Origin of the sequence: Sphingorhabdus sp. Alg231-15 (assembly GCF_900149705.1) — a bacterium.
Classification (GTDB): Bacteria; Pseudomonadota; Alphaproteobacteria; order Sphingomonadales; family Sphingomonadaceae; genus Parasphingorhabdus.
Genome location: NZ_LT703001.1, coordinates 1,750,828 through 1,773,144, shown reverse-complemented (window position 1 = coordinate 1,773,144; position 22,317 = coordinate 1,750,828). Strand labels below are relative to the sequence as shown.

The window sequence follows — 22,317 nt, the reverse complement described above, 5'->3', positions numbered from 1 at the left end:
AAGATCGAAGACGACCATAAGCTGAGCTCATGACAATATTGGGCACAGATGGAAAACAGCGTTGCTTTGGCGGTCAAGCGGGCAAGGAATTCTATGGCATCTATCATGACGAGGAATGGGGTATTCCAGAGCATGATGATCAGAAACTGTTTGAAAACCTGATCCTTGAAGGCGCTCAGGCCGGCCTGAGCTGGGAAACCGTACTCCGAAAACGCGATGGTTATCGCCGCGCTTTTCACGGCTTCGATATTGCGCGTGTAGCGGCAATGCCTGATGACGAACTGGAATCCCTGCGAAGCGATGAAGGGATTATCCGCAACAAGCTGAAAATCTATTCCACCCGTAAAAATGCTCTGGTTTTTCTAGATATGCAGCGGGAATTTGGGAGCTTTGATAACTGGCTCTGGAGTCATGTGGATGGCAATCCCATCGTCAACCGTCCCAATGACATGTCGGAAATGCTGGCCACATCCCCGATTAGCGATGCGATCTCGAAAGATCTGAAGAAGCGCGGGATGAGTTTTGTCGGAAGCACGATCATCTATGCCTATATGCAGGCCATCGGCATGGTCGATGATCATGCGGCGGACTGCTGGCAAGCCTGATAGCCATTATCTTCAAGACTTCGCCTGATCTGCACAGTTGGCAAGTGGCACCATTGCTGCGATAGGGCAGCAATGTCACACCCCCAAGCTACAAGAGCCGCAGCATTGTCCCGGCTCGCCGATTTTACCGCCAATATGGGCCATAACTATGCGCATAAACGCAATTTTGATTATGGGCCGGATACGGATACACAGCAGGATAAGTGGCGCGACAATGTTTCCCGGTTGTCGCCCTATATCCGACACAAGTTGCTGACCGAACAGGAGGTGATCACTTCTGCGGTCAAAGCCCATGGCGCACAACATGCTGACAAGTTTATCGCGGAAGTCCTGTGGCGCGCCTATTTCAAAGGCTGGCTGGAACAAAGGCCAGAAGTCTGGGCGGACTATGTGACAAACCGGGATGCCAAGTTCAAACAGCTAAAGGCGCAGGGCGGTCTGCGCAAAATCTATGAACAGGCGACCGAAGGGCGTACCGGCATTGATGCGTTTGATCATTGGACCAAGGAGCTTGTCGAGACCGGTTATTTCCATAACCATGCACGCATGTGGTTTGCCAGCATCTGGATTTTCACCCTGAAACTGCCTTGGGAACTGGGTGCAGATTTTTTCTTGCAACATCTGATTGATGGCGACGCCGCGTCTAACACATTGTCTTGGCGTTGGGTTGGCGGACTGCATACCAAGGGCAAAACCTATCTCGCGACCAAAGAGAATATAGCGCAATTTACCGATAAGCGCTTCGCACCTGTAGGTCTGGCTGCGAAAGCAGTCCCGCTGGAAGAAGACAAGAATTACAAGTTGCGGCCATTGAAAATACCGCTAGCACCGCCAGCTGCCGCGGCTTTTGCGCTTTTGGTACATGAAGAGGATTGTCACCCCGAAAGCCTTATATTGCTCCAGAAACCATCGCTGATCATTGGTGTGAGCGGATCGGAAGGAAAGAGCCCGAAAGGAGTTTCGGATAAGGTAAGCGCCTTTTCAAAAGGTGCGGTGACCGATGCGATGGCCCGCGCTGCTGATCATTTTGGGTGTGATACAGTAATTTGGAACAAGGGCGAGAAACTGCGAGATATTCTGGCTAAAGCCAGGCTGGAACGTCTGTTGTCGCCATGGTTGCCGGTTGGTGCTCTCAAAGACGCAATCGGCAAGGAAGTTAGCGGTAACAGCGCGCGATGGGTGATGCGAGACTATGATGCGGCTATTTGGCCGCTGGCCACCAAAGGGTTTTTTCCGGTCAAGAAAAAGGCACCTGATGCGCTGCGTGCCATAGGGATGGAGTTATAATGAAAGAGCATTTTGAACGCCATAAACAACCATGGAATAGTGAAGAGATTCAAAAACTACATGCATTCGCGAAAAAGGGCATGACCCTGAAAGCAATCTCCAAGGCCCTGACGCGCAGTGAGGAATCGATCAAAAAACGCGCCAAGGCTGACAAGCTTAAAATCGCCAAGAAACGCTAATGAAGATTCAGGCTTCCCTGTAAATATATGTAAAATAGGGAAAATAATAGAATATTTACGATTAGCCGTTACCGCCCCAAGAGTGGGGAATAAAATGACGACTAGTAACGGAATCGGGGAGCTGGGGCGATCCGATCAGGACCTGATTTTGCGGGAACAGCTTACCGAACATGGTAAGTCTGTGCGCGTTACCGTATTCGCCAATATCGTCAACGCTGCGATCCTTTCGATCCTGTTCTTTGATCAGGTGCCGCTGGCCATGCATGTCCTTTGGTACGGGATGTTTATCTATCTTTCCACCACCCGGCTGTATCTGGCTAAGCGGACCAAAATGGCGGACCTTTCCCGCGAGACTATGCTGGAATTGAAAAGACGCATTACGTTCAATGCGGCTGGTTATGCTCATATGTGGGGTGCTGGTGTGGCCTGTCTTCTGCCGATTGCTACGCCCAATCAATTGATGTTGCTGGCGATTATCGGGGCCGGTAAAATGAGTACCGCGGTCGTATCATTCCGACATATTCCGGAAGCATCGCGTGCCTGGACTATCATCATGCATATCGGCCTCACTGCCGGTTTGCTCTATCTCGGCGGGATTGAAAGCTATGCAGCCATCGCGTTACTGACAATGTTTGCGGCGGTGCTGTATGTCAATTGTGGCAATATCTTCGAGAATTTTGCCAATCAACTATCAGCGAAGCAGGAGATTCAGAGATCGGCAGAGACAGTAAAATTGCTCCTCAATGATTTCGAAGAACAGTCTTCCAGTTGGTTATTCTCTTTAGATGCGGAGGGACGATTGGTGGATGTTTGTGAACGTTTTGCCGAAGCGGCCCAACATCCGCGTGAAACCATGGACGGAATGAATATCACTACGCTGATTGACGACAAGGATCAGTGCGCGCGTCTTGCCGATCATGTTCGCAATGGCCGCTCCTTTCGGGACCTTACAGTATCCGTTGATGTTGGCGGAAAACAGCAGTGGTGGACGATTACTGCTCGCGCAACAGCAGCGGCACAGGATGACGAAAATATCGCAATGCGGGGTGTCATTGAAGATATCACCGTACAAAAAAATGCGGAAGCTAAAGTCAGTTACATGGCGCATTTTGACGGGCTTACCGATTTGCCCAATCGGCGGCTATTTACCGAAACGTTGAACCGCACAATTCATCGCGCCAAACCAAATGATGCAGTCGCCTTGGTCTTTTTCGATCTGGACCATTTCAAGGCGATTAATGATACGTTGGGACACCCGATTGGAGACAAGCTTCTGCAGTTGATCGCTCGGAGACTTGAACAGCTGGCTAGGCCGGGCGATCTTTTGGCGCGCATCGGTGGCGATGAGTTTGCATTGTTGCTAACCGGCGCAAGAGCGCAAAGCGTTAGCGAAGTTGCCGAGGCCATTGTCGAGCAGGTTGGCAATCCATTCATGGTTGATGATCATAATGTTGTGACCGGAGTGAGTGTCGGCGTGGCCGCATGGGCCTCGGAAATGTCTGATGCCAACCAGCTGCTGAAATATGCCGATCTTGCACTTTATTCCGCCAAAGGTTCAGGACGAAACCGAGTGGCCTTTTTCGAAAAAGGCATGGATATCGCGGCGGAAGCACGCCGGAATCTTGAACTCGATTTGCGTGGTTCATTGGGCCGGGATGAAATGCGGTTGCATTATCAACCCTTGGTTGATCTGAAGACACAACAGAAAATTGGTTACGAGGCCTTGCTACGATGGGAGCATCCGAACCGCGGTGTTGTCATGCCGGATGATTTCATCGGGGTGGCAGAAGAAACGGGAATGATCGTTCAATTGGGTGAATGGGTCATTCGCAAAGCCCTCGATGATGCTTCGACTTGGGATGAAAGACTGACAGTCGCAATCAATCTGTCACCCACGCAAATGCGCAGCGCCAGCCTGGTATCTACCATCGTTAACGCGCTGGCACATTCGGGTGTCGATCCGGCCCGATTGGAGTTGGAAATTACGGAAAGCATCCTGATGCAGGATAGCGAGGCCAATATTCGAACTCTGCATACTCTGCGTGATTTGGGAATTCGCATTTCTTTGGATGATTTCGGGACCGGATATAGCTCTCTGAACTATCTTCGCAGTTTTCCGTTCGATAAAATCAAGATTGATCGCTGCTTTGTTAGTGAAATTGACACCCGTGAAGACTGCCGCGCGATTATTCGCTCGGTTATTAGTTTGGCGCAGAATCTGGGAATGACCACCACGGCTGAAGGTGTAGAGCGCGAAGATCAGGTGGATGAGCTGCGTATGGAAGGCTGCGATCAGGTGCAGGGTTTCTTGTACGGCAAGGCGGAGGCAATGAACGAATATACTGATCTGCGATCCAATGATTCATCGCTCCCCAATGTTGAGACAATCTACCTACCAGCGGCTGAGGTTCCTTTGGCACAGGATCTCAAACGCAGGAAAGGTTGAGATTAGAGTCGCAAGATTCCCAGTTCTAATGCTCTAATGGAAGCACCAATGCGGTCGCTAACATCCAACTTGGCAAAAACCCGGCGGACGTAAGTGTCAGCAGTTGCTCCACCGATATTCAGATCTGACGCAATGGCTCTGTTTGATCGCCCATTGGCGATGAGTTGAATGACCTGACTTTCGCGTTCGGACAATTGAACGGTGTTTTTATCTTTGTGTTCCAATATATTACAAATTCTGACATGTGCAGCTGATGACAGAGCGGCAATGGTGGCAATCTTCTGGCTATCCTGAAGCATATCAGCCTGTTCGAATGTGAAGGCCGAATAGGCATTACGTCCCTTGGGGCCGAACAAGGGAATGCCAATTCCATCTCGTAGTCCATGAGCATCAAGCTGTTGCACGAAAGCCTGTTCTTGTGCGTTCAAGCGCCGGAATATAATTGCACCCTGCCAGAGCATGGGCTCACCGCGCTGCATGATTATATCCGGGATTGGATCATGTTTGCGAAAATCGGCTTGCTCATACAAAGTTAGCCATTCGCGAGAAAAGCCTTTGGCAACCAGGTGGATCGCCCGATCAGTCTGAGAGCGCAGCTTTGGGGTTAGGTGATAGCTGAACCGGTCTGCACCCAGGTCAGTACAGATTTTCTCCATCAGCCTCAGTATATCTGGAACATTTCCAAGTCGCGCAATTTCGGACAGAATTTCTTCTACCTGAATATTGTGCTGACCTGGAACAAACATAGAAGCGATTCCCCCAAAATATCGCGACCGCCAACAAGATGGGCCATAATGCAGAAATTTACAACCTGTCCCCCGATTGCGTGACAGTATCATTCGAAACCAACATTATTACGACCAACCTATCGCTAGTTGACGCCGTTAACATGGGCCGTCGATTCAATCCCTTGGCGGTGAATTGGAGTCAGGAATATGATCGATCAAACAGCTGATCAATTGTCATTATTGACAGAAATAAAACAAAAACTTGAAGAAATGGAACGCAATAGCTGGGCGCGGAACATCGAGAAGCTGGATATCGGTAAGGTTGCCATGGATCTGCGCAAAGCAAGAAGAGAGCTGTTTCCGGACGGTTATTTTATGGGCGGGAATTGGGATATTTTGCTGGCGCTTGATCATGCTGGCCGAACAGGGCGGAAGATGCAGCTCGCGGACATTGCTCGGGAAAGCCAAATTTCCGAGAATTTGGTTCGGCGATATGTTGATGTACTGATGACTGACGGGTTCGTTTATCAGGAGGACGATACATCTGATCATCACAAGGCCTATATTATCCTGACAAGCAAGGGGATGGACCGGATGAAGCAACTTTTTGCGGATATCCAGACCAAGATTGCACGATTGGCCGGATTGTTCGACACTGCCCAGCCCGATGTCGCGAATGATGATGCGGTGAATAGCTCAACTGGTGAAGCAGGCTGAACCTAGGTGTGAATTGAAATGATCTTCTGCGCCGGGTTCTCCCAGTCGAGCTGACATTGCCAGTGAACCTGAACCTGTCCCTGGCGCTCATGTAATCATCATCTTGACGCGGCGGCGACTTCACAGCATGGCCTTGGGATGCGATTTTTCTCAGACAATGCAGCTTCTGTCCATCCCAAGGTTATGGCGGCTTTGGCTGACGCCAATAGGCAGGATACTGCTTATGATGGCGATGCGCTGAGCGCTCGGTTAAGTGGCGCCTTCTCGGATCTGTTCGAAACCGATGTCGAAGCGATGTGGGTAGCAACAGGAACCGCGGCCAACGCGCTGGCGCTAGCGGGCATGTGTCAGCCGCATCAGGGCGTAATATGTCACACCGAGGCGCATATCGAGCAGGATGAAGCGGGAGCGCCCGGATTTTATACTGGCGGGGCGAAGCTGATGCTGATGGATGGCGAAGGTGCCAAAGTTGCCGCGCAGACGATTGATGAGCATTGCGCGGCGATCCGTGATGACGTCCATCAGGTGCAGCCGGCGGCGGTATCCCTGACCAACGCTTCGGAATATGGACTGATCTACCGGCCAGACGAGGTCGCAGCGGTCGCGGAAGTTTGCAAACAGCGCAAGCTGGGCTTGCACATGGATGGCGCCCGTTTCGCCAACGCGATTGCAACTCTCGGCTGCCGCCCCGCCGAAGTCACCTGGAAAGCGGGCGTCGACGTGCTCAGCTTCGGCTTTGTCAAAAATGGCGGCATGGGCGCAGAAGCGCTGGTTTTCTTTGACAAGAACCTCGCCCGCGAAACCCATTATCGCCGCAAGCGTGCTGGCCATCTGCAATCCAAGGGTCGCTATCTTGCCGCACAGATCCTGGCGATGCTCGACGGCGATCTCTGGCTCACCAATGCCCGCGCCGCCAATGGTGGTGCGCAGATCATCGCAGAGGCGGCCAGTGATCGCTTGCTCTATCCGGTCGAAGCCAACGAGATATTCATCACATTGTCCGCCAGCGAAGCGGAAAGCCTGCGCAGCGCAGGTTTCGACTTCTATGACTGGGGAGAAGGACAGGCACGGCTGGTCACCAGCTGGAACCAGAGCGCGGAGGATATCCGACCGCTCGCTGAGGCCATCAAGGCCTTATGACCGCGAGCGAGAGCGGCGAGCCCAGTTTACTCACGCCGCGCATATTAATCCCGTTCCTGCTTGTATCCCTGATCTGGGGCTCGACCTGGCTGGTGATCAAGGATCAGATTTCCGATGTCCCGCCCAGCTGGTCGGTCAGCTACCGGTTCCTGATCGCGTCAGCGGCCATGTTTGTCCTGGTTGGATATAAGCGCCTGCCCTTCCGGTTGGGACGCGCAGGCCAGGTCTGGGCCATTCTGATCGGCGTCGCGCAATTCTCCTTCAACTTTAATTTCGTCTATAATGCAGAGCTTTACATCACCTCCGGCCTGGTCGCGGTGCTGTTTGCGCTGCTGATGGTGCCCAATGCGATATTGGGCCGGATCTTTCTCGGCCAGCGGATTAACGGCGCTTTCATGGCCGGTTCCGCGATTGCGGCTGTCGGCATCGCGATGCTTTTCTGGCATGAATATAAGAGCTCGCCAGCGACGCTGACCGAGGTTTTCCTTGGCGTGACGCTGACCATCGGCGGCATATTGTCCGCCTCTATCGCCAACGTGATGCAGGCACTGCCCCGGCTCAAAAGCTATCCGATCCTGACCTTGCTGGCATGGGCGATGTTCTGGGGCGCGGCGATCAACATAATCCTGTCATGGATAACGGTCGGCCCGCCGGTCATTGAAATGCGCGCGGCCTATCTCGGCGGCATCGTCTATCTGGCGATTGTCGGATCAGTCATTACCTTCCCGCTCTATTTCGCCCTGCTCCGCGAGATCGGCGCTGGAAAAGCCGCCTATTCCAGCGTGCTGGTCCCGGTTGTGGCGATGATACTTTCGACCCTGTTCGAAGATTATGCCTGGACCGCGCTGCCGGCCAGCGGCGCATTATTGGCGATGGCCGGCCTGCTGGTCGCACTGCGCGCGCGCAAACCGAAGGCGCCAAAGCCAGCGGATTGATTTCGCGGGGTGGGCTGGGTGTTTGCTTTGGGCGCAAAAGCGGACATTGAGCATGAGCCCGAGAAAAATCCGACCGATCGTCACTGTCATCGATGACGCGATTATTGTCTCTTATCGCTGACCGCATGACACAACATCGCAACATATGTAGAGATCCTGATAAGGTAGATAACAATTGTGGGGATAATTTATGGACAAGCACGAAGATGTCATTGTCACATATGAAAAAGAAATCGTAAAAATTAGATTCAATCGCCCGAAGCAACTTAACGCATTGAATGAAAGCATACGATCCGTCACCGCCTCGACGCTAAACGAATTGATGGAGAGACCGGATATTCGATTGCTGGTTTTTAGTGGCGAAGGAAAATCGTTTTGTTCGGGCGCTGATTTAAAGACAACTTCCTATCCCAAAATTGAGGGCGACTGGTCGACGCGGCGCAATCTTACTGCGACATGGCAGCGATTGCTAGAACAGCTGGATCGTATTCCCCAAGTGAGCATAGCGAGTATTCAGGGTCATGTGATAGGCGGAGGTGCCCTGCTAGCAACCGCCTGCGACTTCAGAATCGTTACCAAGGATACAATCTTTAGAATACCCGAGCTTGCGCTTGGAATCCCCAACGTATGGAACGGCACTCCGCTTCTCGCTCGTGAGGTCGGTCTGCCGGTCACGCGAGATTGGGTTATGACCGCAAGAAAAGTATATGCTGATGAGCTGATGCGCACTCATTGGGCGCAGCGTTGCGCTGAAGAAGGTGATCTTGGTCAAGCGACTGAAACATTGATTGCAGAGCTCTTGCAGATGCCTGCGGCACCGCTAGCATTAACACGAGGGATGACTTCAAGCCTTGGTAGAGCGAAATCGGGCATGCAACTCGGATGGGCTGATGCTGACTTGCAGCAATGGTCGTTGAACGAGGATGAATATCATGCTGCATTTGAAAGCTACCTTGGTTCGATGCCTAAATAACCGGCCAAGACCTGCGGGATAAATCGAACATAAGCTGGCATCGTTAATTGCATTCTCGGAGTAGTTGCGCTTAGGTGTCCCATGATCTCATTGCGCGCTCGCATCGTTAATCGTCTGTTGCCGTTGACTGGCACAAAAACCTTTTTTTCCAATCCGTCCGAAGTACAGGCAAAGATAGAGAAACTTCGTCAAAAAGGTCCGGACTTGCCTTCGAAACGATTCAAACGAAAGTTTGAAGTGTTGGAAGAGCAGGTTGATGGATATCGAGTTTTCACGATTGCTCCAAGAGCAGGTGGCCGCAAAAGCGATCACCATGTCCTTTACTTACATGGCGGAGGATATGTGATGGACATATCTTGGGCCCACTGGAATTTTATTGGACGGCTTGTTGATGCAACAGGGGCAAGCGTGACTGCCCCTATTTACCCGCTTGCGCCGGAGCAGAAATGTGAAAAGCTCATCCCCCAAATGCAGGGACTGTTTGGACAGCTCGCGGAGAAACATGGGGCAGCGAATATGACCGTGATGGGAGATAGCGCTGGTGGCGGTCTGTCTTTGGCTGTTGCTCATTCACTGCGCGATAATGGACACTCTCAACCCGCTCGCTTGATTCTGCTGTCGCCTTGGCTCGATGTTACCGCAACGCACCCCGATCAACCGGAAATAGAAAAACGCGATCCAATGATCTCCATATCCGGGTTGAGAAAATTTGGAGAGTTATACGCAGGTCATTTAGACGCGAAAGACCCACGGGTTAGTCCATTGTTCGGGTCGCATAAAGGGCTACCACCCATGCAGATATTCACCGGATCGGCAGATGTATTATTGCCTGATGCACAAAGATTTCGAACTGCCTTGGAACGCGTGGACGGAAATTTTGAATATCATGAATATTCCAAAATGTTTCATGTCTGGATGTTGATCCCAATTCCCGAAGGTAAAAAGGTGATGGGGCAAGTTTCCAGTTTTATATTGCAGACAAGCTAACGTCCGCTATCGGGATAAAGCAGCCGGAACGCTAATGTCTGCTTTGGGCGCAAAAGCGGACGTTAGAAAACCGACAGCCGATGTTCAGCTTACGCCCCACTTCAGGTCATTTCCCGGACCGCCTGTCGGCAATCAATCATGCAATAGGTTCGGTGCTCATGCCGCTGCCTTACTATTCTCGGCGTCTTCGTCATTCTTTCCGATTAGTTTTTCGACCAACAGTTCGACTGCTGCAGAGGCGCGCTTACGCGATGTTTCGAATCGACCATCGCCGAATTCCTGATATTCGATCCCGATATGGTGAAATTCCTCCACTCCCAGATATTTCGAGGCGGTCCGCACATGCGGTGTAAGGTGGTCACGGCCTTCGTTGTGCTCGCCCGGGCCGAAGCCGAACTCGCCCCATGAAGTGAGCAGAACGAGAATTTTGCCAGAGAGGACTGGTTTGAGCGGTGCGTCCCCACGTGCAAGGTCGAAGGTAAAGGTCTTGTCAATCCTGACGACCTGATCAAACCACGCTTTGAGCGCGGCTGGCATTCCATAATTGTACATCGGCGCAGCTAGGACGATCATTTGCGCCTCGCTCACTTCGGCAATGAGTTCGTCGGAAAGGGCGACAAGCCGTTCCTGCTCTGGCGAGCGTGTCTTGGCAAAGGCGGCGGCAATCCAATCCTCAGATATGATGGGCGGCGGGTTGCGACCAACGTCGCGCTGAACGATATCGGCATGCGGTCGCCGGGACATCCAGTTGTCGGTGAATGTGTCCGCCAGGGTGCGAGTAAGAGACCGTGAGGTCCGCGCGCTGGCGTCGATACGAAGCAGTTTGGTCATTTCGTGTTTTCCTTGATTTACAGAGGACCGCCATGCGGTCTCTATGGATGAACAGATTTTTCTCTCGGCTTGATCCAGGCCGACGCCGGAATCGCATAGACTATTTACTGATGTATCTATCTTAAACCGGATCGACAAAAGGTAAGGTTTCAGGTATGAATGAATATAATTCATTTATAGGAGTCGCTCCTTGAACAGTTTGTCGATCTCGCTTCCTGCGCTCCGATCCTTCGACGCGGCAGCCCGGACGGGCAGTTTCAAGGATGCAGCGAGTGAATTGGGCGTCACGCCGACAGCGGTCTCGCACCAAATCCGTACGCTCGAGGACCAATTGGGTGTTGCGCTGTTTGTCAGGCAGATTCGCAAGACCGTCCTTACACGCGAAGGAAGCCGGCTCGCCGGTGCCACTTCAAGGGGCTTTCGCGAAATCTACGGCGCTCTCGAAGAGATGCGGGACGTGTCATCGCGCCTCACGATCGCAACGACACCTGCCTTCGCGGCGCTATGGCTGGTCCCTCGCCTGGCAGATTTCGAAGCCAAACACCCGGCCACCAGTGTCCATATCGAGACTTCTACCCAGACGTTGGATCTCGAGCGTGACAGGCGGGTCGATGTGGCCATCCGTTATGGGACCGGCGAGTATCCCGGGCTGGAGGCCTTCTCTTTCGCAGAGGAGACATTCGGCGTTTTCGCCAATCCAGAGTGGCTGCAGGCGGGCACGCGGATAGAGGATGCGGTCTTGATCGAAACGCGATGGCGCTCGCGTTCCCTGAGGCCGATTGGCTGGAACGACTGGCTTGGCGCACATCGGCTTGACCCCACAAAGTTCACGCGGCGCCGGAGCTTCGATCAGGAGCAGCATTCGCTTCAGGCGGCATTGGCAGGGCAGGGCCTGGTTCTTGCGAGCAGCCTGCTAGCAGGGGACATGCTCAAACGAGGCTGGCTCGAGGAATACTGTCCCGAAAAGCGGATTCCGGGCCTGCGCTACACAGCGGTTTCGCGGTTTGGTCAATCGGAGAGGCAAAAGGTGCGTCAATTCTTGGATTGGCTCAAGGAGGAAGCAGACGCGTAATCCTCACAAATGCGAACACAGGGTAAGCTTGATGGCTAAAGAGTCGGCGCAGATATCTTGGCATTTGATCACAAGTGCGGGATTGCGAACTGAACCAGCTACACCTCGCCCACTGTGCAATCTGCTTTATCCCGAGCTTAAGCCACGACTAGCTATTCGTCGCTTTCTAATGTCCGCTTTCGGGATATTGCGGCCACAAGCTAACGTCCGCTATGGGCGCAAGAGCAGACATAAGGCCCTATCCTCGTAATTGCTGCCGTACGGTCAGCCCAATGCCTTGCGAACCGCTGGCATGGTTCTGCGGCTAACGGATAACTGGGATCCGTCAACAAGGGTTAGCCGTCCAGTTCCAGTCACATCACGGATCAAGGTTTGAACGAAAGCGGTGTTAACGAGATAGGACCGGTGCACGCGAATGAAAATAGTGGGTAAAAGCTCCTCCATTTCAGAAAGCGTAGCTGTGTGCAGAATTTCGCGTCCATCGATCAGCACAATTTCTGTATAACCGCTGGCACCTTTGCAATATTTGATCTGAACTGCAGAAATACGCTCCATTCTACCGGCACTTTTTACGCTGATTTCTGTTGCTTGCTCCCTTTCCTTGGCCTGTTCCAAGGCCAATTCCAGTCTGTTTGCACGGGCTTCCTCTATCCTGCGTTCATCTGCTTCTCTTGCATGGGCCAACGCCTGTTCAACAAAAAGAAACAGTAACAGAGCGGCAACCAGATAGAAGAAGATGGTGTCGAGAAAGAGATAGGGAAAAAGACCAATTGCAGCAACAAACGCCAGCAAAGCGCAGAAATATACGAACGCCCGAGGCTGACCTTTGTAGCTTGCATATCCAGCCACAATGAGACTGGCTACCAACGGCAACAGCATCACGGATAAAGTCTTGTCATCAAATCCCGAGTTAAGAATTGCCGCCAGCACACTCACTCCGGTGACAAAGATCATCGACAGCAGAATGTTCTTTTGCATGAATGTTGAGAAAACATGGAATGCCACGGTCAATCCGAAACCGGCTGAGAACACCGTAATCGCGAGCAATCGCCAGTCATGCATCGGGTAGGAATAGGTTACCAAGCCTCTGAGGATTTCTGAAAATAGCTGGAGTGAGGCAAAGGTGCATATCAGGCTCAATAGCAAAGACTTCTTCCTTGATAGTCCCCGGATTCCGGCAATTCCGAAATAGACAGCACCGACGATGAACAGGCCCAAGGTGATGATCGAGGGCCAATAATGGCGCAGCAGCTGGTCAGAAGCATTCCCCGCCGGACCGATAGCAATCATATGGATTGGACTCGCAAGATTGATGATCCCATGATGGGCAGAAGCGAGAAACACGACAGAGTTGCGGCCTTCTCTAAAGCTGTTCTGGGAAGGGTAGAGTGTTGCATCCATCAGGCCGGGTTGCTCGGTTGCTGCGTCAATTCCCGGTTTGCCGTTCTGACCAACGAATCTACCGTTGAGGTAGAAGGCACTCGCCATCTTGCCGGAAACAAACAAAGCCAAGGGTTCTCCGACAGGACCAGACGTCTCATTGAGCGTGAGATTTGCCTTCACCCAGATTAGGTTTTCTTGTGGGTCAATTGCAGATGCCTTGGCTGCGTAGCAGCCTGGTGATGAAAAATTCGGTATTTTCTCCAGATCACCACTGGATGCCGGACAAATTTTCACCTCGTCTCGATCAATCCAGGTCACCGCCATGGCTGGACTGTAGACGGCTAGCATCAAGAAAATGAAACAGTGAGCAAGCGTGATCGAGCGGTTGAACATATGATTGCCATAGAAGGATTTGACGCTACCGGGAACGACCGTTTGACAGAAATAACCTACCGTTGGTGCCCATTTGCCCGGACTGGCTCGCTTTGTAGCCTAATATCGGATCATCGAAACAACATAGAGGTCGTTCGAATGAACCTGAATATCATATATGCTTCATTGTTTGCGCTATCCCTGACTGATCCTGCAGCTGCGGCGGTTCAAACGGATCACCTGGACGAACAGGAAAAGGAGATTGTTTTTGAAGCTGCTTCGGGTGAAGCCACCGAGGCATTTGAGGGGCATTTCACGGTCCCAGAGAACCGCGCCAATCCGGACAGCAGAACTCTGACGTTACGCTATGTCCGGTTCCCCGCTACCGGCAGCAATCCGGGCTCTCCAATTGTATATCTGGCGGGAGGCCCCGGAGGGTCTGGCATCAGGACCGCCCGCGTACGCCGCTTTGCCTTGTTCATGGCGTTGCGTGAATTTGGTGACGTCATCGCACTGGATCAGCGGGGCACGGGCGCCTCTACTGACATGCCGAAATGCAGTTCTTCTCAGTCATCGGGTGGAACAGCCCCTGTTTTGGACGAGGATTACCGGAAAAGGCAGGTTGCAGCTTTGAAGGAATGCTTGGCATTCTGGACGGACAAAGGAATTGACGTCAGGGGATATAATACCGTCCAAAATGTCGCTGACCTGAGCGACCTGCGCCAGCATCTTGGCGTATCACAACTTACACTCTGGGGCATATCCTACGGATCGCATCTTGCTCTGGCTGCGGCGAGGCAGATGGAAGGTGAAATCGACAAAATCGTGATTGCGAGCGCTGAAGGTCTTGATCAAACCATAAAACTGCCCGCCCGCACAGACCGCTATTTTGAACGCGTGCAGCAGGCAATTGATCGGCAGCCTGAGGCGAAAGCCGAAATACTAGACATCAAGGCTCTGATGCGTCGGGTCCATGCCAAGCTGGAACAGGCTCCTGTCATGATTGATTATGTGGATCGAGATGGTGTGGAGCAAAAGCACCTATGGCAAAGACGAAATATGCAAAGTGCGGCGTCGGGTATGATTTCCGATCCCCTCCCACTCAGCCTGTTGCTGCAGCTCTACAGAGAGGTTGATCAAGGCGAATATGGGCTTCTGAAAAAGATCGCACCCAGAATGCTGGGTAGTGATGACAAGATTGCCTTCTGGCCGATGTCGGTGCTGATGGACATCGCATCGGGCACGAGCGCGGACCGACGAGCACTGATTAAGATGCAAGCGAAAACCTCCTTGCTGGCCACTTATCTCAACCAGCCGCTGGAGTTGGAGAATGTCGAACCGACATTAGTCCTGGGAGAAGAGTTTCGGAGACCGCCCATATCGGATATCCCACTATTATTGCTCAGCGGGACACTGGACGGACGGACCTATATCGAGAGCCAGCATGAAGCGGTCCGGGGCTTTGCGAACCGACAGCTGGTCACGGTTAAGGATGCCGGACACAATCTGTTCATGTCTCCGCCAGAGGTCACCCTTACAATTCAGGAATTCATGCGCGGTGAAGATGTTGATGGTAGAGTCATAGTATCAGAACTGCCCGATTTGATGACCGCCGGAAACCGTCTTCTCCGGCAGTAGAGACTCCGTGATCAGCAAAAAAGGGCATGACTTTCGCCATGCCCTTCATTGGCTTCAAGCGCAGATTCTGGTTTCACACTTGAAGCATATGGGACCAGTAACGGGCGGTGGTCCCATCGGGGGCTCTGGGTTCAGGGCAGGGATTATTGGGACGCATTCCAGCGGCGGCGCAGCTTCTGCTTGTAGGCTTTCACTTTATGACGAACGACTTTTGGCCGTGCACCGTTATTTACAGCGTTTTTGGCCCGGGCGTTGATTTTGCGGTTAATGGCTTTCCAATTGGGTCCGTTCGGTCCGGCGTCGGGGCGTACGGCAATTGGCCGGACCGGTGCATTGGTAACGGCATCCGGAGCGGGACTTGCTGCAACGGATTGCTGCTGAGCAAGCGCAGGCGCTGGTATCACCAGGGCTGCAATGATCATCATATGGGATTGTTTCATAGCCTCTCTCCTGTTTTCAACTGGGAAATGAAACTGCGGCTGGCCGATTGAGTGATAGGATAGTGCCAGCCGCAGTCGCTTTCGTCGATCTAGCGATCGCGGCGAAATCTGCGTGGTTTTGGATTTTTGACCCGAAGCGGCTTCACTCTTTTCTTTGGCCGAAAACTTGGGTCGCGGGTCACCTGTGTGTTGCGAACGATCTTGCCGTCGACGCGCGAAGCATTGTCCAGGCGATCATAGACGACATCGCCATTTCTGCTCACCGTCCGGCCGCGTTCCCGGCTGTTTTCGCCGCGTGTGCCATAAGCGGAATAGTCATATTGATCACCGCGGCGATTATAGCCGGAACCGCTGGCTTCAAAGCCGTTTTCCGTCCGGTCGCGCTGATAATCGAAGCCGCGTGATCGGCCTTTGAAGTCGGTCTGCTGACCACTGGCCGTCCAGCCCGTTTCGGTGCGTGTGCGATTATAGTCATGACTTGCGGTTGCGCCATCCGATTTGCGGGTGACATCGCCGTCAACGACAACCGTGCCAGCGCCGTCACGGGTGATGGTTTTGGTGCCGCTGATCCGGTTGTTGTCCACCGTTACCGTTTTGCTGCCCTGTGCCAGCGCTGGGCCGCCAATCAGCAATGCGGCCAATGGGTATAACATAATCTTTTTCATCTTACTCTCCATACTCAATTCAGTCGCAGCTTCTTTGCCGCTCCTGACTGTTCAACGCAGGAGGATGAAAAACCCTTCAAAAATTTTTGTGATCTGCCCTAATTGCGGCGGCGGCGTATCTGCGCGCGACGATCTCTGAGGTTCGGACGCGGTTTGGCCGTCTTGCGAAGCTGCTTGGCACGCTCGCGCATGCGCGCCCGTTCGGCTGGCGTGGCCTGCTGATAGCGGTCGCGAAACTGTTCCAACCGCTGGCGCCCAACTGGTACCGCCGCCATCGGCGTCGTTGATGCGGCTGAATCTTCGACCATGCCATCATCAGCAGCGATTTCCGGCATTTCGACAGGTACGGCTGCATCTATCGTTCCAGATGTCTCGCTTTCGACCTCCAAGGGCGCGAGCGATGATGGTTCGGATGGCGCGGCCGTTTCCTCTGCCATAATTCCGGCCAGCCTCTCTTTGGCAATGGACTGCCGTTCGGGCGGCAAAGTCTCAATCCGCTCAAGCAGTTTTTCCTTTTGTGCCGGTGTCGCATTCTGGATTTTTTCGCGTATCCGCTGACTTCGCTCGGTCTTCCGACTGGCTTGCCGTTCTGTTCGCACCTGTTTGACCGCCGAACGCAATTCTTCGGGCGTGGCTTTGCCGGAGCGTATCAGTTTTCTGGACGCCGCCCGCAGCAGAACCGCTTTTTGTCGCGGACGCAGCTGCTTGAAGCGCGGGGCATCAGTCACGCGTTCCAGCATATTTTGTGCGTTTTTCTGACCTTCAGAGAGTTGTTCTTCGCCAGCAATCGCTTCTGTATCCAGACCTTGCCCGGCGGTGTCCGATGAGCCTGGATCTGCTTTGCGAACGATAGGAACGGCTGCAGGTTCTGGCTCAGCGACAATGTCCAGAGTTCGGGCGATGTCAGAAATGACCGGAACCTCGACGGGCTCACCCAAAAGCCCCATCGCGGCGGCTGTTGCCGACATCAGCCCGACGGTAGCGACCGAACCAATCCAGCGTCCCGCGCGGCGCCAGGGATTTGCGGAGGAGCGGTGACGCGGCGTGGAATCGATGTGGGCTGCCGGTTTGGCAGTGGCCTCTGCTTCCACTCGGGCAACCAGACGGTCAGCAAAGCCGCTGGGCAGAGCAGGCACGTCAAATTGATCGAGGGCCGCGCGCATGGCTGGGGAGAAGGCATTGGTCGATGCGTTGCTCATAGACAGATCCTTCCGGCATCATCCTTGACCACGCCCTTACCTTCGACACAGTCTTTCAATATCCCGCGCGCACGGTAGAGCAGAGATTCAAAAGCCTTGATGTTCATTTCCAGATTGTCCGCAGCAAGCTGATTGGAAAGCTGCTCATAATAAGTGAGAATAATCGATGCCCGCTGCCGTTCGGGAAGCCCGCTTATGCATTCGATGACCGCTTGTTTCACTTCATCACTTTCTATTGCTGCATCGGCCAACGGTGTTTCGTCGGCGCGATCGGGGGGCTCGTCATTGCTCTGGCGGCGCGCTTTGCGCAGCCTGTCGATACACAGGTTGGTTCCAACCCGGCTGAGCCAGGCTGCAATGCCCGGCCCACCTTCCACCCAGCGATCCGCATGGTTCCACAGGCGCAGCAGCGCTTCTTGCGCAATATCTTCCGCTTCAACCGGATCCGCGAGCATACGGCAACCAATGCGAAACGGAATTTCGCCATAGCGCTCGGCAACGCTGCGCAATGCATCGGATTCGCGTGCGCGAAGCCCGCGCATAAGCGCGTCGTCATCCTGACCATCTATCGCTCTTGCCGTCTCCAAATATCCACTCCGCGTTTGCGGCTTTTCGCCCCCGAACATCTATAATACGCTGCAAATCTTAAAACCCTTCGAATTTTTTTGAAGGGTTTTGTGCGGCGCTGCGTTTTCTCATCATAGTTGCATGTTTTTAGGGGGAATATGATGAGGAATTTTTATCTGGCCTTGCTGGCCTGTGCGGCTTCGACGCCTGCTTACGCCGCAGAGGATGCGCAGGATAAGCATTGGGAAATAGGGGTTTCAGCCGGAACAGCTTTGATCGGCGATGGTGAGGACCAATCCTATATCGCTGGAACGATCACACGCGAAATTGGCGATGCCTATATCGGCATTTCGGCAAGTTTCACCGATCCGAGTGAGACCCAGGGACTTTTGCGAACGGTTCCGGCGCGGACCCAGCAGATAACCGTCATCGGCGGCATTGGTCTCAATGCGGTCAGCATTGACGGCCGTATCTCGTTGGGGCGCCGCAAATTTGATACCGAAAGCCTGGGGAATGATGGCAATGCCGTTCTGGTTGATAGCAGTGGCGAAATTTTCGGCGCCGGACTGTCACTGACCTATGACATTCTGGTTGGTGAAAATGGATTTTTCTCGCCATCGGTATCAGCAGATTATGACAGTGTCGATATTGGCCGCTTGGCAACCACGCCCGGCGGCAGATTGCTGACAGTCGAAGAGCGTGAAGACGGCGTCAGCGGTGCTTTGGCCTTCAGCTACGTCCATCTTTTTGGAGAGGCAGCGGCCCATAGTGCAGGTCCCTATGTTGCAATTGTGGCGAGCAGCAACAGTACGGTATTCTCACCCGGAACCGGCGGCGAAAGAATGGCGCAGCTTGCGGCGATCCGCAATGCACCGGGACAAGGTGACGTCTGGATGGAAGTTGGTGGATCGGCCTCTGTCGGGCTTTCAGATACTTTGCGGCTCAGCCTTTCCGCTACTCAGACCCTAGGATTTATCGGGCCGGAAGCGACATCGCTTGGTGCCGGACTGAGCATCCGTTTCTGACCGATCGTCAGAACGATCGGAAACATCCTAATTTTAAAAAATTCCAAGCGTGATAGCGTCGTTTCGCCGTTATGATCCGGGTTCGCCGACCGCACGCCGATAGAGGTGCCATGTCGCGTGCCCAAGTACCGGCAGCACAACGAGAAGCCCGAGAAATAGCGGAAGCATCGCAACAAAAAGGGCACTCGCAATCATGACCGCCCAGGCCAGAAGAACGAATTTGTTGGACCGCACCGTCGCCAGGCTGACAATGATGGCCGTTATGAAATCAACTTCGCGATCAACCAGCATCGGCAGGCTAACGACGGTGATCGCATAAAAGGCGAGCGCCATCAGGGCACCGACAATCGTTCCGACAAACAACATCATGATACCGGGGGCGGTCTGAAACAGCGCCAACGACTCCAATCCAATGCCGGATTCCGCCATGAAAATAGCAAAAATGCCATGGGCAACCATGAGCCAGAATGCAAAAGCGACAAACAGGATCACGCCCATGCTCAATATCTGTTCGTCGCCGCGTCCGCGTAGCGCTCCGAGCACCGCTCGCCAACTCATTGGCAGGCCAGCTTCCCGGCGGCGGCTCACTTCATAAAGCCCGACCGCAATGAAGGGCGCAAGAAGCGGAAACCCTGCTGCAGCGGGAACCAGCCAGGCGATCTCGCCGCGAACAAAAAGTGCGAAATAGAGAAACATGCCGGTGATCACATAGATTGCCGCGAAGAACAGCCCGAATACCGGATAAGCCTTGAAATCACGCCAGCCTGCCGCAATTGCGGCACGAAGGTCACTTATCTTGAGATCGCTGGCGACCGATGCTGGCGCGATCTGCGCTTGTTGGCCCATGCTCATGGCATATCCTCCCGCTGGAAGTGTTAACCCATAATGCAATAAATGATGCGATTTTTCAAGTTTTACAGGTGCCCGCTCAAGGAGCAGAGGCCTTATTTTGCCCGCCAAACAGAGGGCCATTATTCAATCTTCTGGAAAAGAAACCGAGCAATTCTATAGTCCAGTCATGCCAGCCTTATAGTCAGGATAGAGCGGTTCCCATCCCAGCAGCCGTTTGGCCTTGCCGTTGGCAACCCTCCGGTTTTCTTCATAGAAACCAAGCGCGGACGGAGAAAGATCCGCCTCCTCCAGCGACAAAAGAGGCGGTGGTTCCATGCCCACCAATCGCGCTGCGTGCGCAATGACTTCATGTTGGGGTGCGGGCAGATCGTCAGCGATATTATAAACGCCAGCTGGCCCGTCAAAGGATGCGATCACGGCAGCAATGATATCGTCCACATGGATGCGGCTGAACACCTGTCCCGGCACATCAACGCGCTTTGCCTTGCCCTGCTGAACCCGGGTGACCGGGTTGCGGTCCGGACCATAGATGCCGGGCAGGCGCAGCACCCGCACGTCGTCGCGCAGGGTTTGCCAGCGCTTGTCGGCTTCGCTGCGCGCCTTGCGTCGTCCCGATCCTATTGGTGCACTTTCATCAACCCATGCACCGCCGACATCGCCATAAACACCCGTCGACGATAGATAGCCCGTCCATTGCACGCCTGCTGCTCTGATCGCTTCACCATAGCTTTCCAGCACTGGCTCGGTGCCGTCGCGGGCCGGCGGGACCGAAGACAGGATATGCGTGGCTTGGTCAATCGCACCAAGCACTGCGGCCTGATCGTCAAAGGCCAGTGCACCTTCCACCGCCGTGCGCCGAGTGCCGGTTACTTGCCAGCCCTGACCGCGCAAATGCTCAGCAAGGCGCTGCGCCGTATATCCGAGGCCGAAAATCAGCATATCCGGCATAGTCTATTCTTCTTTCAATGTGCCCGGCCGAACAATCACGGGGTTTTCGGTATTCTGTGCTTTCCATTCCATCGCCATACGCACGCGGGTCGCGCCCGACGGATGATCGAAAAACAGCATTTCTTCCGTCGATCCCGGTTCGATTTTGCGATATTCGGAAAGCCGCATCGCGACTTTGGCAAAACCGTCCGGTTCCTTCGCAGCATTGAGGCCGAACAGATCGGCATCGCTTTCGTTGACCCGGATCAGCGTATTGAGCGCCGGGGTTGCCGCCAGAAAATAGACTGTCAGCAACATTCCAAACAGGGGCAATGCCGCTGGATCGGACATGTTTCTAACGCCCCATTTGTCGCCATGACGCGCGATTAGCCTGGGCGCGATGCGCGCAATCAAAAACAGACCAACCGCCATGATCAGGCCGATTATGAAGATTGACCGCCATGTATGGCCAAGAACATAATGGCCCAGCTCATGGCCCATGACCGCCGCGACTTCTTCCGGATCAGTACGCTCGAGAAGATTGTCATTCAGAGAGATGCGAATAGTCGGCCCGACGCCGGAAACATTGGCTGATATCCGCTTGTGCTGCTTCGACTGGTTGAAGACATAAATATTTTCAGTCGGCACATCATGTTCTGCGGCCATCGCCACAATGCGATCACGCAGCGGGCCGGGTTCCATTTCGGTATAATCGTTGAACAGGGGCGATATGAATACGGGACCAAGCAGCAGGCCGATGAACAGAAATATCGAGATGACACCAGTGCCCCAGATCCACCATGTTTTTGGTGCGCGGCGGATGACCGCGAAAATGGCCATGACCAGCAGGGGAAAAACGATCAGGGATATGAGAAGCCCTATGGCTTGTTCGCCAGCCCATTCACCAAAGCTTTGGCTCATCAGATCATATTGTTTTTCCCGGAAAAAATCGGTGTAAATGACCCATGGCAAGGTCAAAAGAAAACTCGCAAGCAGATAAGGTATGGAAGTCAGCCATGTGACCGCCCACAAGCGTTTCATTTTGCGCTCGGCCCAAGCGCGAAACCCGGATGACAGGCGCGATTTCAACAGGAAGAAATCCGCCAGAAAAGTGATCAGAGCTCCCCACAGGATGAGCCAGTAACCGCCTTCAAAATAGCTATTCGACTTTTCCAGTTCCGCACCTTGCAGGGTGTCAATATAGGCGCGTGTTGCTGCCTCCACATCAAATCCGCCCGCCGCAGCCTGCGCCATCGCCGGAATGGACAGCGCGCATAGCACCAATAGAGCTTTCCCGATGACGGGCCGAATAGGTGATTTTGAAAATTGCACCAAGCTGTCTCCTCCCA

22 protein-coding genes are annotated in these 22,317 nt (G+C 53.5%); 12 read left to right on the top strand and 10 right to left on the bottom strand.

Features of this window, described 5'->3' with window-relative positions; genetic code table 11:
- Window positions 1-29 precede the first annotated feature (29 nt).
- The 4 genes from DG177_RS08745 (at window position 30) to DG177_RS08730 (ending at window position 4,517) form a co-directional block, all read left to right on the top strand.
- Window positions 30-605, top strand: a complete 576-nt coding sequence (locus DG177_RS08745; protein ID WP_108811122.1) for a DNA-3-methyladenine glycosylase I — start codon at window positions 30-32, stop codon at window positions 603-605.
- Window positions 606-677: 72 nt separating this feature from the next.
- Window positions 678-1,892 (top strand): FAD-binding domain-containing protein, encoded by a 1,215-nt coding sequence (locus DG177_RS08740; RefSeq protein ID WP_108811121.1) that lies wholly within the window; start codon window positions 678-680, stop codon window positions 1,890-1,892.
- Window positions 1,892-2,071 carry a hypothetical protein gene (locus DG177_RS08735; RefSeq protein ID WP_108811120.1) on the top strand — a complete coding sequence of 60 codons (180 nt, stop codon included), beginning with the start codon at window positions 1,892-1,894 and terminating at the stop codon, window positions 2,069-2,071. The genes DG177_RS08740 and DG177_RS08735 overlap by 1 nt, the downstream gene beginning before the upstream one ends.
- 94 nt (window positions 2,072-2,165) lie before the next feature.
- Entirely contained in the window at window positions 2,166-4,517 is a 2,352-nt protein-coding gene (locus DG177_RS08730; RefSeq protein WP_108811119.1) for an EAL domain-containing protein, read from the top strand.
- A gap of 2 nt (window positions 4,518-4,519) precedes the next feature.
- On the opposite strand, the gene DG177_RS08725 is transcribed toward DG177_RS08730, so the two are convergent.
- Entirely contained in the window at window positions 4,520-5,263 is a 744-nt protein-coding gene (locus tag DG177_RS08725; RefSeq protein WP_337658662.1) for a helix-turn-helix transcriptional regulator, read from the bottom strand.
- Between the two features lie 189 nt (window positions 5,264-5,452).
- Between DG177_RS08725 and DG177_RS08720 the strand changes: the two genes are divergently transcribed.
- The 5 genes from DG177_RS08720 (at window position 5,453) to DG177_RS08700 (ending at window position 9,997) form a co-directional block, all read left to right on the top strand.
- Window positions 5,453-5,962, top strand: a complete 510-nt coding sequence (locus DG177_RS08720) for a helix-turn-helix domain-containing protein (RefSeq protein WP_108811117.1) — start codon at window positions 5,453-5,455, stop codon at window positions 5,960-5,962.
- 138 nt (window positions 5,963-6,100) lie between these two features.
- A complete protein-coding gene (locus DG177_RS08715) occupies window positions 6,101-7,102 on the top strand; it encodes a beta-eliminating lyase-related protein (protein ID WP_108811116.1) in 1,002 nt (333 codons plus the stop codon).
- Window positions 7,099-8,037 (top strand): EamA family transporter, encoded by a 939-nt coding sequence (locus DG177_RS08710; RefSeq protein WP_108811115.1) that lies wholly within the window; start codon window positions 7,099-7,101, stop codon window positions 8,035-8,037. Before DG177_RS08715 ends, DG177_RS08710 begins: the two co-directional genes overlap by 4 nt.
- 190 nt (window positions 8,038-8,227) lie before the next feature.
- Complete coding sequence (locus tag DG177_RS08705) at window positions 8,228-9,010, top strand: enoyl-CoA hydratase-related protein (RefSeq protein ID WP_108811114.1); 783 nt, start codon at window positions 8,228-8,230, stop codon at window positions 9,008-9,010.
- Window positions 9,011-9,091: 81 nt separating this feature from the next.
- The gene (locus DG177_RS08700; protein ID WP_108811113.1) at window positions 9,092-9,997 is read left to right on the top strand and encodes an alpha/beta hydrolase fold domain-containing protein; all 906 of its coding nucleotides are present in this window, start codon (window positions 9,092-9,094) and stop codon (window positions 9,995-9,997) included.
- 156 nt (window positions 9,998-10,153) lie between these two features.
- Here the strand turns inward: DG177_RS08700 and DG177_RS08695 are convergent, their stop codons facing one another.
- On the bottom strand, window positions 10,154-10,828 hold the full coding sequence (locus tag DG177_RS08695) for an NAD(P)H-dependent oxidoreductase (protein WP_108811112.1): 675 nt from the start codon (window positions 10,826-10,828) through the stop codon (window positions 10,154-10,156).
- A gap of 190 nt (window positions 10,829-11,018) precedes the next feature.
- Here DG177_RS08695 and DG177_RS08690 point away from each other — a divergent pair, with 190 nt between their 5' ends.
- The gene (locus DG177_RS08690; RefSeq protein WP_108811111.1) at window positions 11,019-11,900 is read left to right on the top strand and encodes a LysR substrate-binding domain-containing protein; all 882 of its coding nucleotides are present in this window, start codon (window positions 11,019-11,021) and stop codon (window positions 11,898-11,900) included.
- 264 nt (window positions 11,901-12,164) lie between these two features.
- Here DG177_RS08690 and DG177_RS08685 read toward each other — a convergent pair whose 3' ends face one another.
- A complete protein-coding gene (locus DG177_RS08685; protein ID WP_108811110.1) occupies window positions 12,165-13,676 on the bottom strand; it encodes a LytTR family transcriptional regulator DNA-binding domain-containing protein in 1,512 nt (503 codons plus the stop codon).
- A 138-nt stretch (window positions 13,677-13,814) separates the two neighbouring features.
- Between DG177_RS08685 and DG177_RS08680 the strand changes: the two genes are divergently transcribed.
- Entirely contained in the window at window positions 13,815-15,293 is a 1,479-nt protein-coding gene (locus DG177_RS08680) for an alpha/beta fold hydrolase (protein WP_108811109.1), read from the top strand.
- Window positions 15,294-15,436: 143 nt separating this feature from the next.
- Here DG177_RS08680 and DG177_RS08675 read toward each other — a convergent pair whose 3' ends face one another.
- The 4 genes from DG177_RS08675 to DG177_RS08660 all read right to left on the bottom strand — a co-directional run bounded on the left by DG177_RS08675 (window position 15,437) and on the right by DG177_RS08660 (window position 18,184).
- Entirely contained in the window at window positions 15,437-15,733 is a 297-nt protein-coding gene (locus DG177_RS08675) for a hypothetical protein (RefSeq protein WP_108811108.1), read from the bottom strand.
- A gap of 89 nt (window positions 15,734-15,822) precedes the next feature.
- The gene (locus tag DG177_RS08670) at window positions 15,823-16,398 is read right to left on the bottom strand and encodes a hypothetical protein (protein WP_108811107.1); all 576 of its coding nucleotides are present in this window, start codon (window positions 16,396-16,398) and stop codon (window positions 15,823-15,825) included.
- A gap of 98 nt (window positions 16,399-16,496) precedes the next feature.
- Window positions 16,497-17,597, bottom strand: a complete 1,101-nt coding sequence (locus DG177_RS08665) for a hypothetical protein (protein ID WP_108811106.1) — start codon at window positions 17,595-17,597, stop codon at window positions 16,497-16,499.
- A complete protein-coding gene (locus tag DG177_RS08660) occupies window positions 17,594-18,184 on the bottom strand; it encodes a sigma-70 family RNA polymerase sigma factor (RefSeq protein WP_337658661.1) in 591 nt (196 codons plus the stop codon). Before DG177_RS08660 ends, DG177_RS08665 begins: the two co-directional genes overlap by 4 nt.
- Before the next feature lie 138 nt (window positions 18,185-18,322).
- On the opposite strand from DG177_RS08660, the gene DG177_RS08655 reads away from it, so the two are divergent.
- The gene (locus tag DG177_RS08655) at window positions 18,323-19,189 is read left to right on the top strand and encodes an autotransporter domain-containing protein (protein ID WP_337658660.1); all 867 of its coding nucleotides are present in this window, start codon (window positions 18,323-18,325) and stop codon (window positions 19,187-19,189) included.
- A 69-nt stretch (window positions 19,190-19,258) separates the two neighbouring features.
- Here the strand turns inward: DG177_RS08655 and DG177_RS08650 are convergent, their stop codons facing one another.
- The 3 genes from DG177_RS08650 to DG177_RS08640 form a co-directional block, all read right to left on the bottom strand.
- Window positions 19,259-20,041 (bottom strand): DUF2189 domain-containing protein, encoded by a 783-nt coding sequence (locus tag DG177_RS08650; protein ID WP_108811103.1) that lies wholly within the window; start codon window positions 20,039-20,041, stop codon window positions 19,259-19,261.
- A gap of 153 nt (window positions 20,042-20,194) precedes the next feature.
- Window positions 20,195-20,989, bottom strand: a complete 795-nt coding sequence (locus DG177_RS08645) for an SDR family oxidoreductase (protein WP_108811102.1) — start codon at window positions 20,987-20,989, stop codon at window positions 20,195-20,197.
- Between the two features lie 3 nt (window positions 20,990-20,992).
- On the bottom strand, window positions 20,993-22,300 hold the full coding sequence (locus DG177_RS08640; RefSeq protein ID WP_337658659.1) for a M48 family metallopeptidase: 1,308 nt from the start codon (window positions 22,298-22,300) through the stop codon (window positions 20,993-20,995).
- Between the last annotated feature and the right edge of the window lie 17 nt (window positions 22,301-22,317).

What these genes read in the sequence shown, in the direction of transcription:
- DG177_RS08705 (WP_108811114.1), top strand. Translation starts at nt 8,228, where the DNA reads ATGGACAAGCACGAAGATGTCATTGTCACATATGAAAAAGAAATCGTA.
- DG177_RS08665 (WP_108811106.1), bottom strand. Translation starts at nt 17,597, where the DNA reads ATGAGCAACGCATCGACCAATGCCTTCTCCCCAGCCATGCGCGCGGCC.
- DG177_RS08655 (WP_337658660.1), top strand. Translation starts at nt 18,323, where the DNA reads ATGATGAGGAATTTTTATCTGGCCTTGCTGGCCTGTGCGGCTTCGACG.
- DG177_RS08735 (WP_108811120.1), top strand. Translation starts at nt 1,892, where the DNA reads ATGAAAGAGCATTTTGAACGCCATAAACAACCATGGAATAGTGAAGAG.
- DG177_RS08670 (WP_108811107.1), bottom strand. Translation starts at nt 16,398, where the DNA reads ATGAAAAAGATTATGTTATACCCATTGGCCGCATTGCTGATTGGCGGC.
- DG177_RS08740 (WP_108811121.1), top strand. Translation starts at nt 678, where the DNA reads ATGTCACACCCCCAAGCTACAAGAGCCGCAGCATTGTCCCGGCTCGCC.
- DG177_RS08695 (WP_108811112.1), bottom strand. Translation starts at nt 10,828, where the DNA reads ATGACCAAACTGCTTCGTATCGACGCCAGCGCGCGGACCTCACGGTCT.
- DG177_RS08685 (WP_108811110.1), bottom strand. Translation starts at nt 13,676, where the DNA reads ATGTTCAACCGCTCGATCACGCTTGCTCACTGTTTCATTTTCTTGATG.
- DG177_RS08700 (WP_108811113.1), top strand. Translation starts at nt 9,092, where the DNA reads ATGATCTCATTGCGCGCTCGCATCGTTAATCGTCTGTTGCCGTTGACT.
- DG177_RS08675 (WP_108811108.1), bottom strand. Translation starts at nt 15,733, where the DNA reads ATGAAACAATCCCATATGATGATCATTGCAGCCCTGGTGATACCAGCG.
- DG177_RS08730 (WP_108811119.1), top strand. Translation starts at nt 2,166, where the DNA reads ATGACGACTAGTAACGGAATCGGGGAGCTGGGGCGATCCGATCAGGAC.
- DG177_RS08720 (WP_108811117.1), top strand. Translation starts at nt 5,453, where the DNA reads ATGATCGATCAAACAGCTGATCAATTGTCATTATTGACAGAAATAAAA.
- DG177_RS08645 (WP_108811102.1), bottom strand. Translation starts at nt 20,989, where the DNA reads ATGCCGGATATGCTGATTTTCGGCCTCGGATATACGGCGCAGCGCCTT.
- DG177_RS08650 (WP_108811103.1), bottom strand. Translation starts at nt 20,041, where the DNA reads ATGAGCATGGGCCAACAAGCGCAGATCGCGCCAGCATCGGTCGCCAGC.
- DG177_RS08715 (WP_108811116.1), top strand. Translation starts at nt 6,101, where the DNA reads ATGCGATTTTTCTCAGACAATGCAGCTTCTGTCCATCCCAAGGTTATG.
- DG177_RS08680 (WP_108811109.1), top strand. Translation starts at nt 13,815, where the DNA reads ATGAACCTGAATATCATATATGCTTCATTGTTTGCGCTATCCCTGACT.
- DG177_RS08710 (WP_108811115.1), top strand. Translation starts at nt 7,099, where the DNA reads ATGACCGCGAGCGAGAGCGGCGAGCCCAGTTTACTCACGCCGCGCATA.
- DG177_RS08745 (WP_108811122.1), top strand. Translation starts at nt 30, where the DNA reads ATGACAATATTGGGCACAGATGGAAAACAGCGTTGCTTTGGCGGTCAA.
- DG177_RS08725 (WP_337658662.1), bottom strand. Translation starts at nt 5,263, where the DNA reads ATGTTTGTTCCAGGTCAGCACAATATTCAGGTAGAAGAAATTCTGTCC.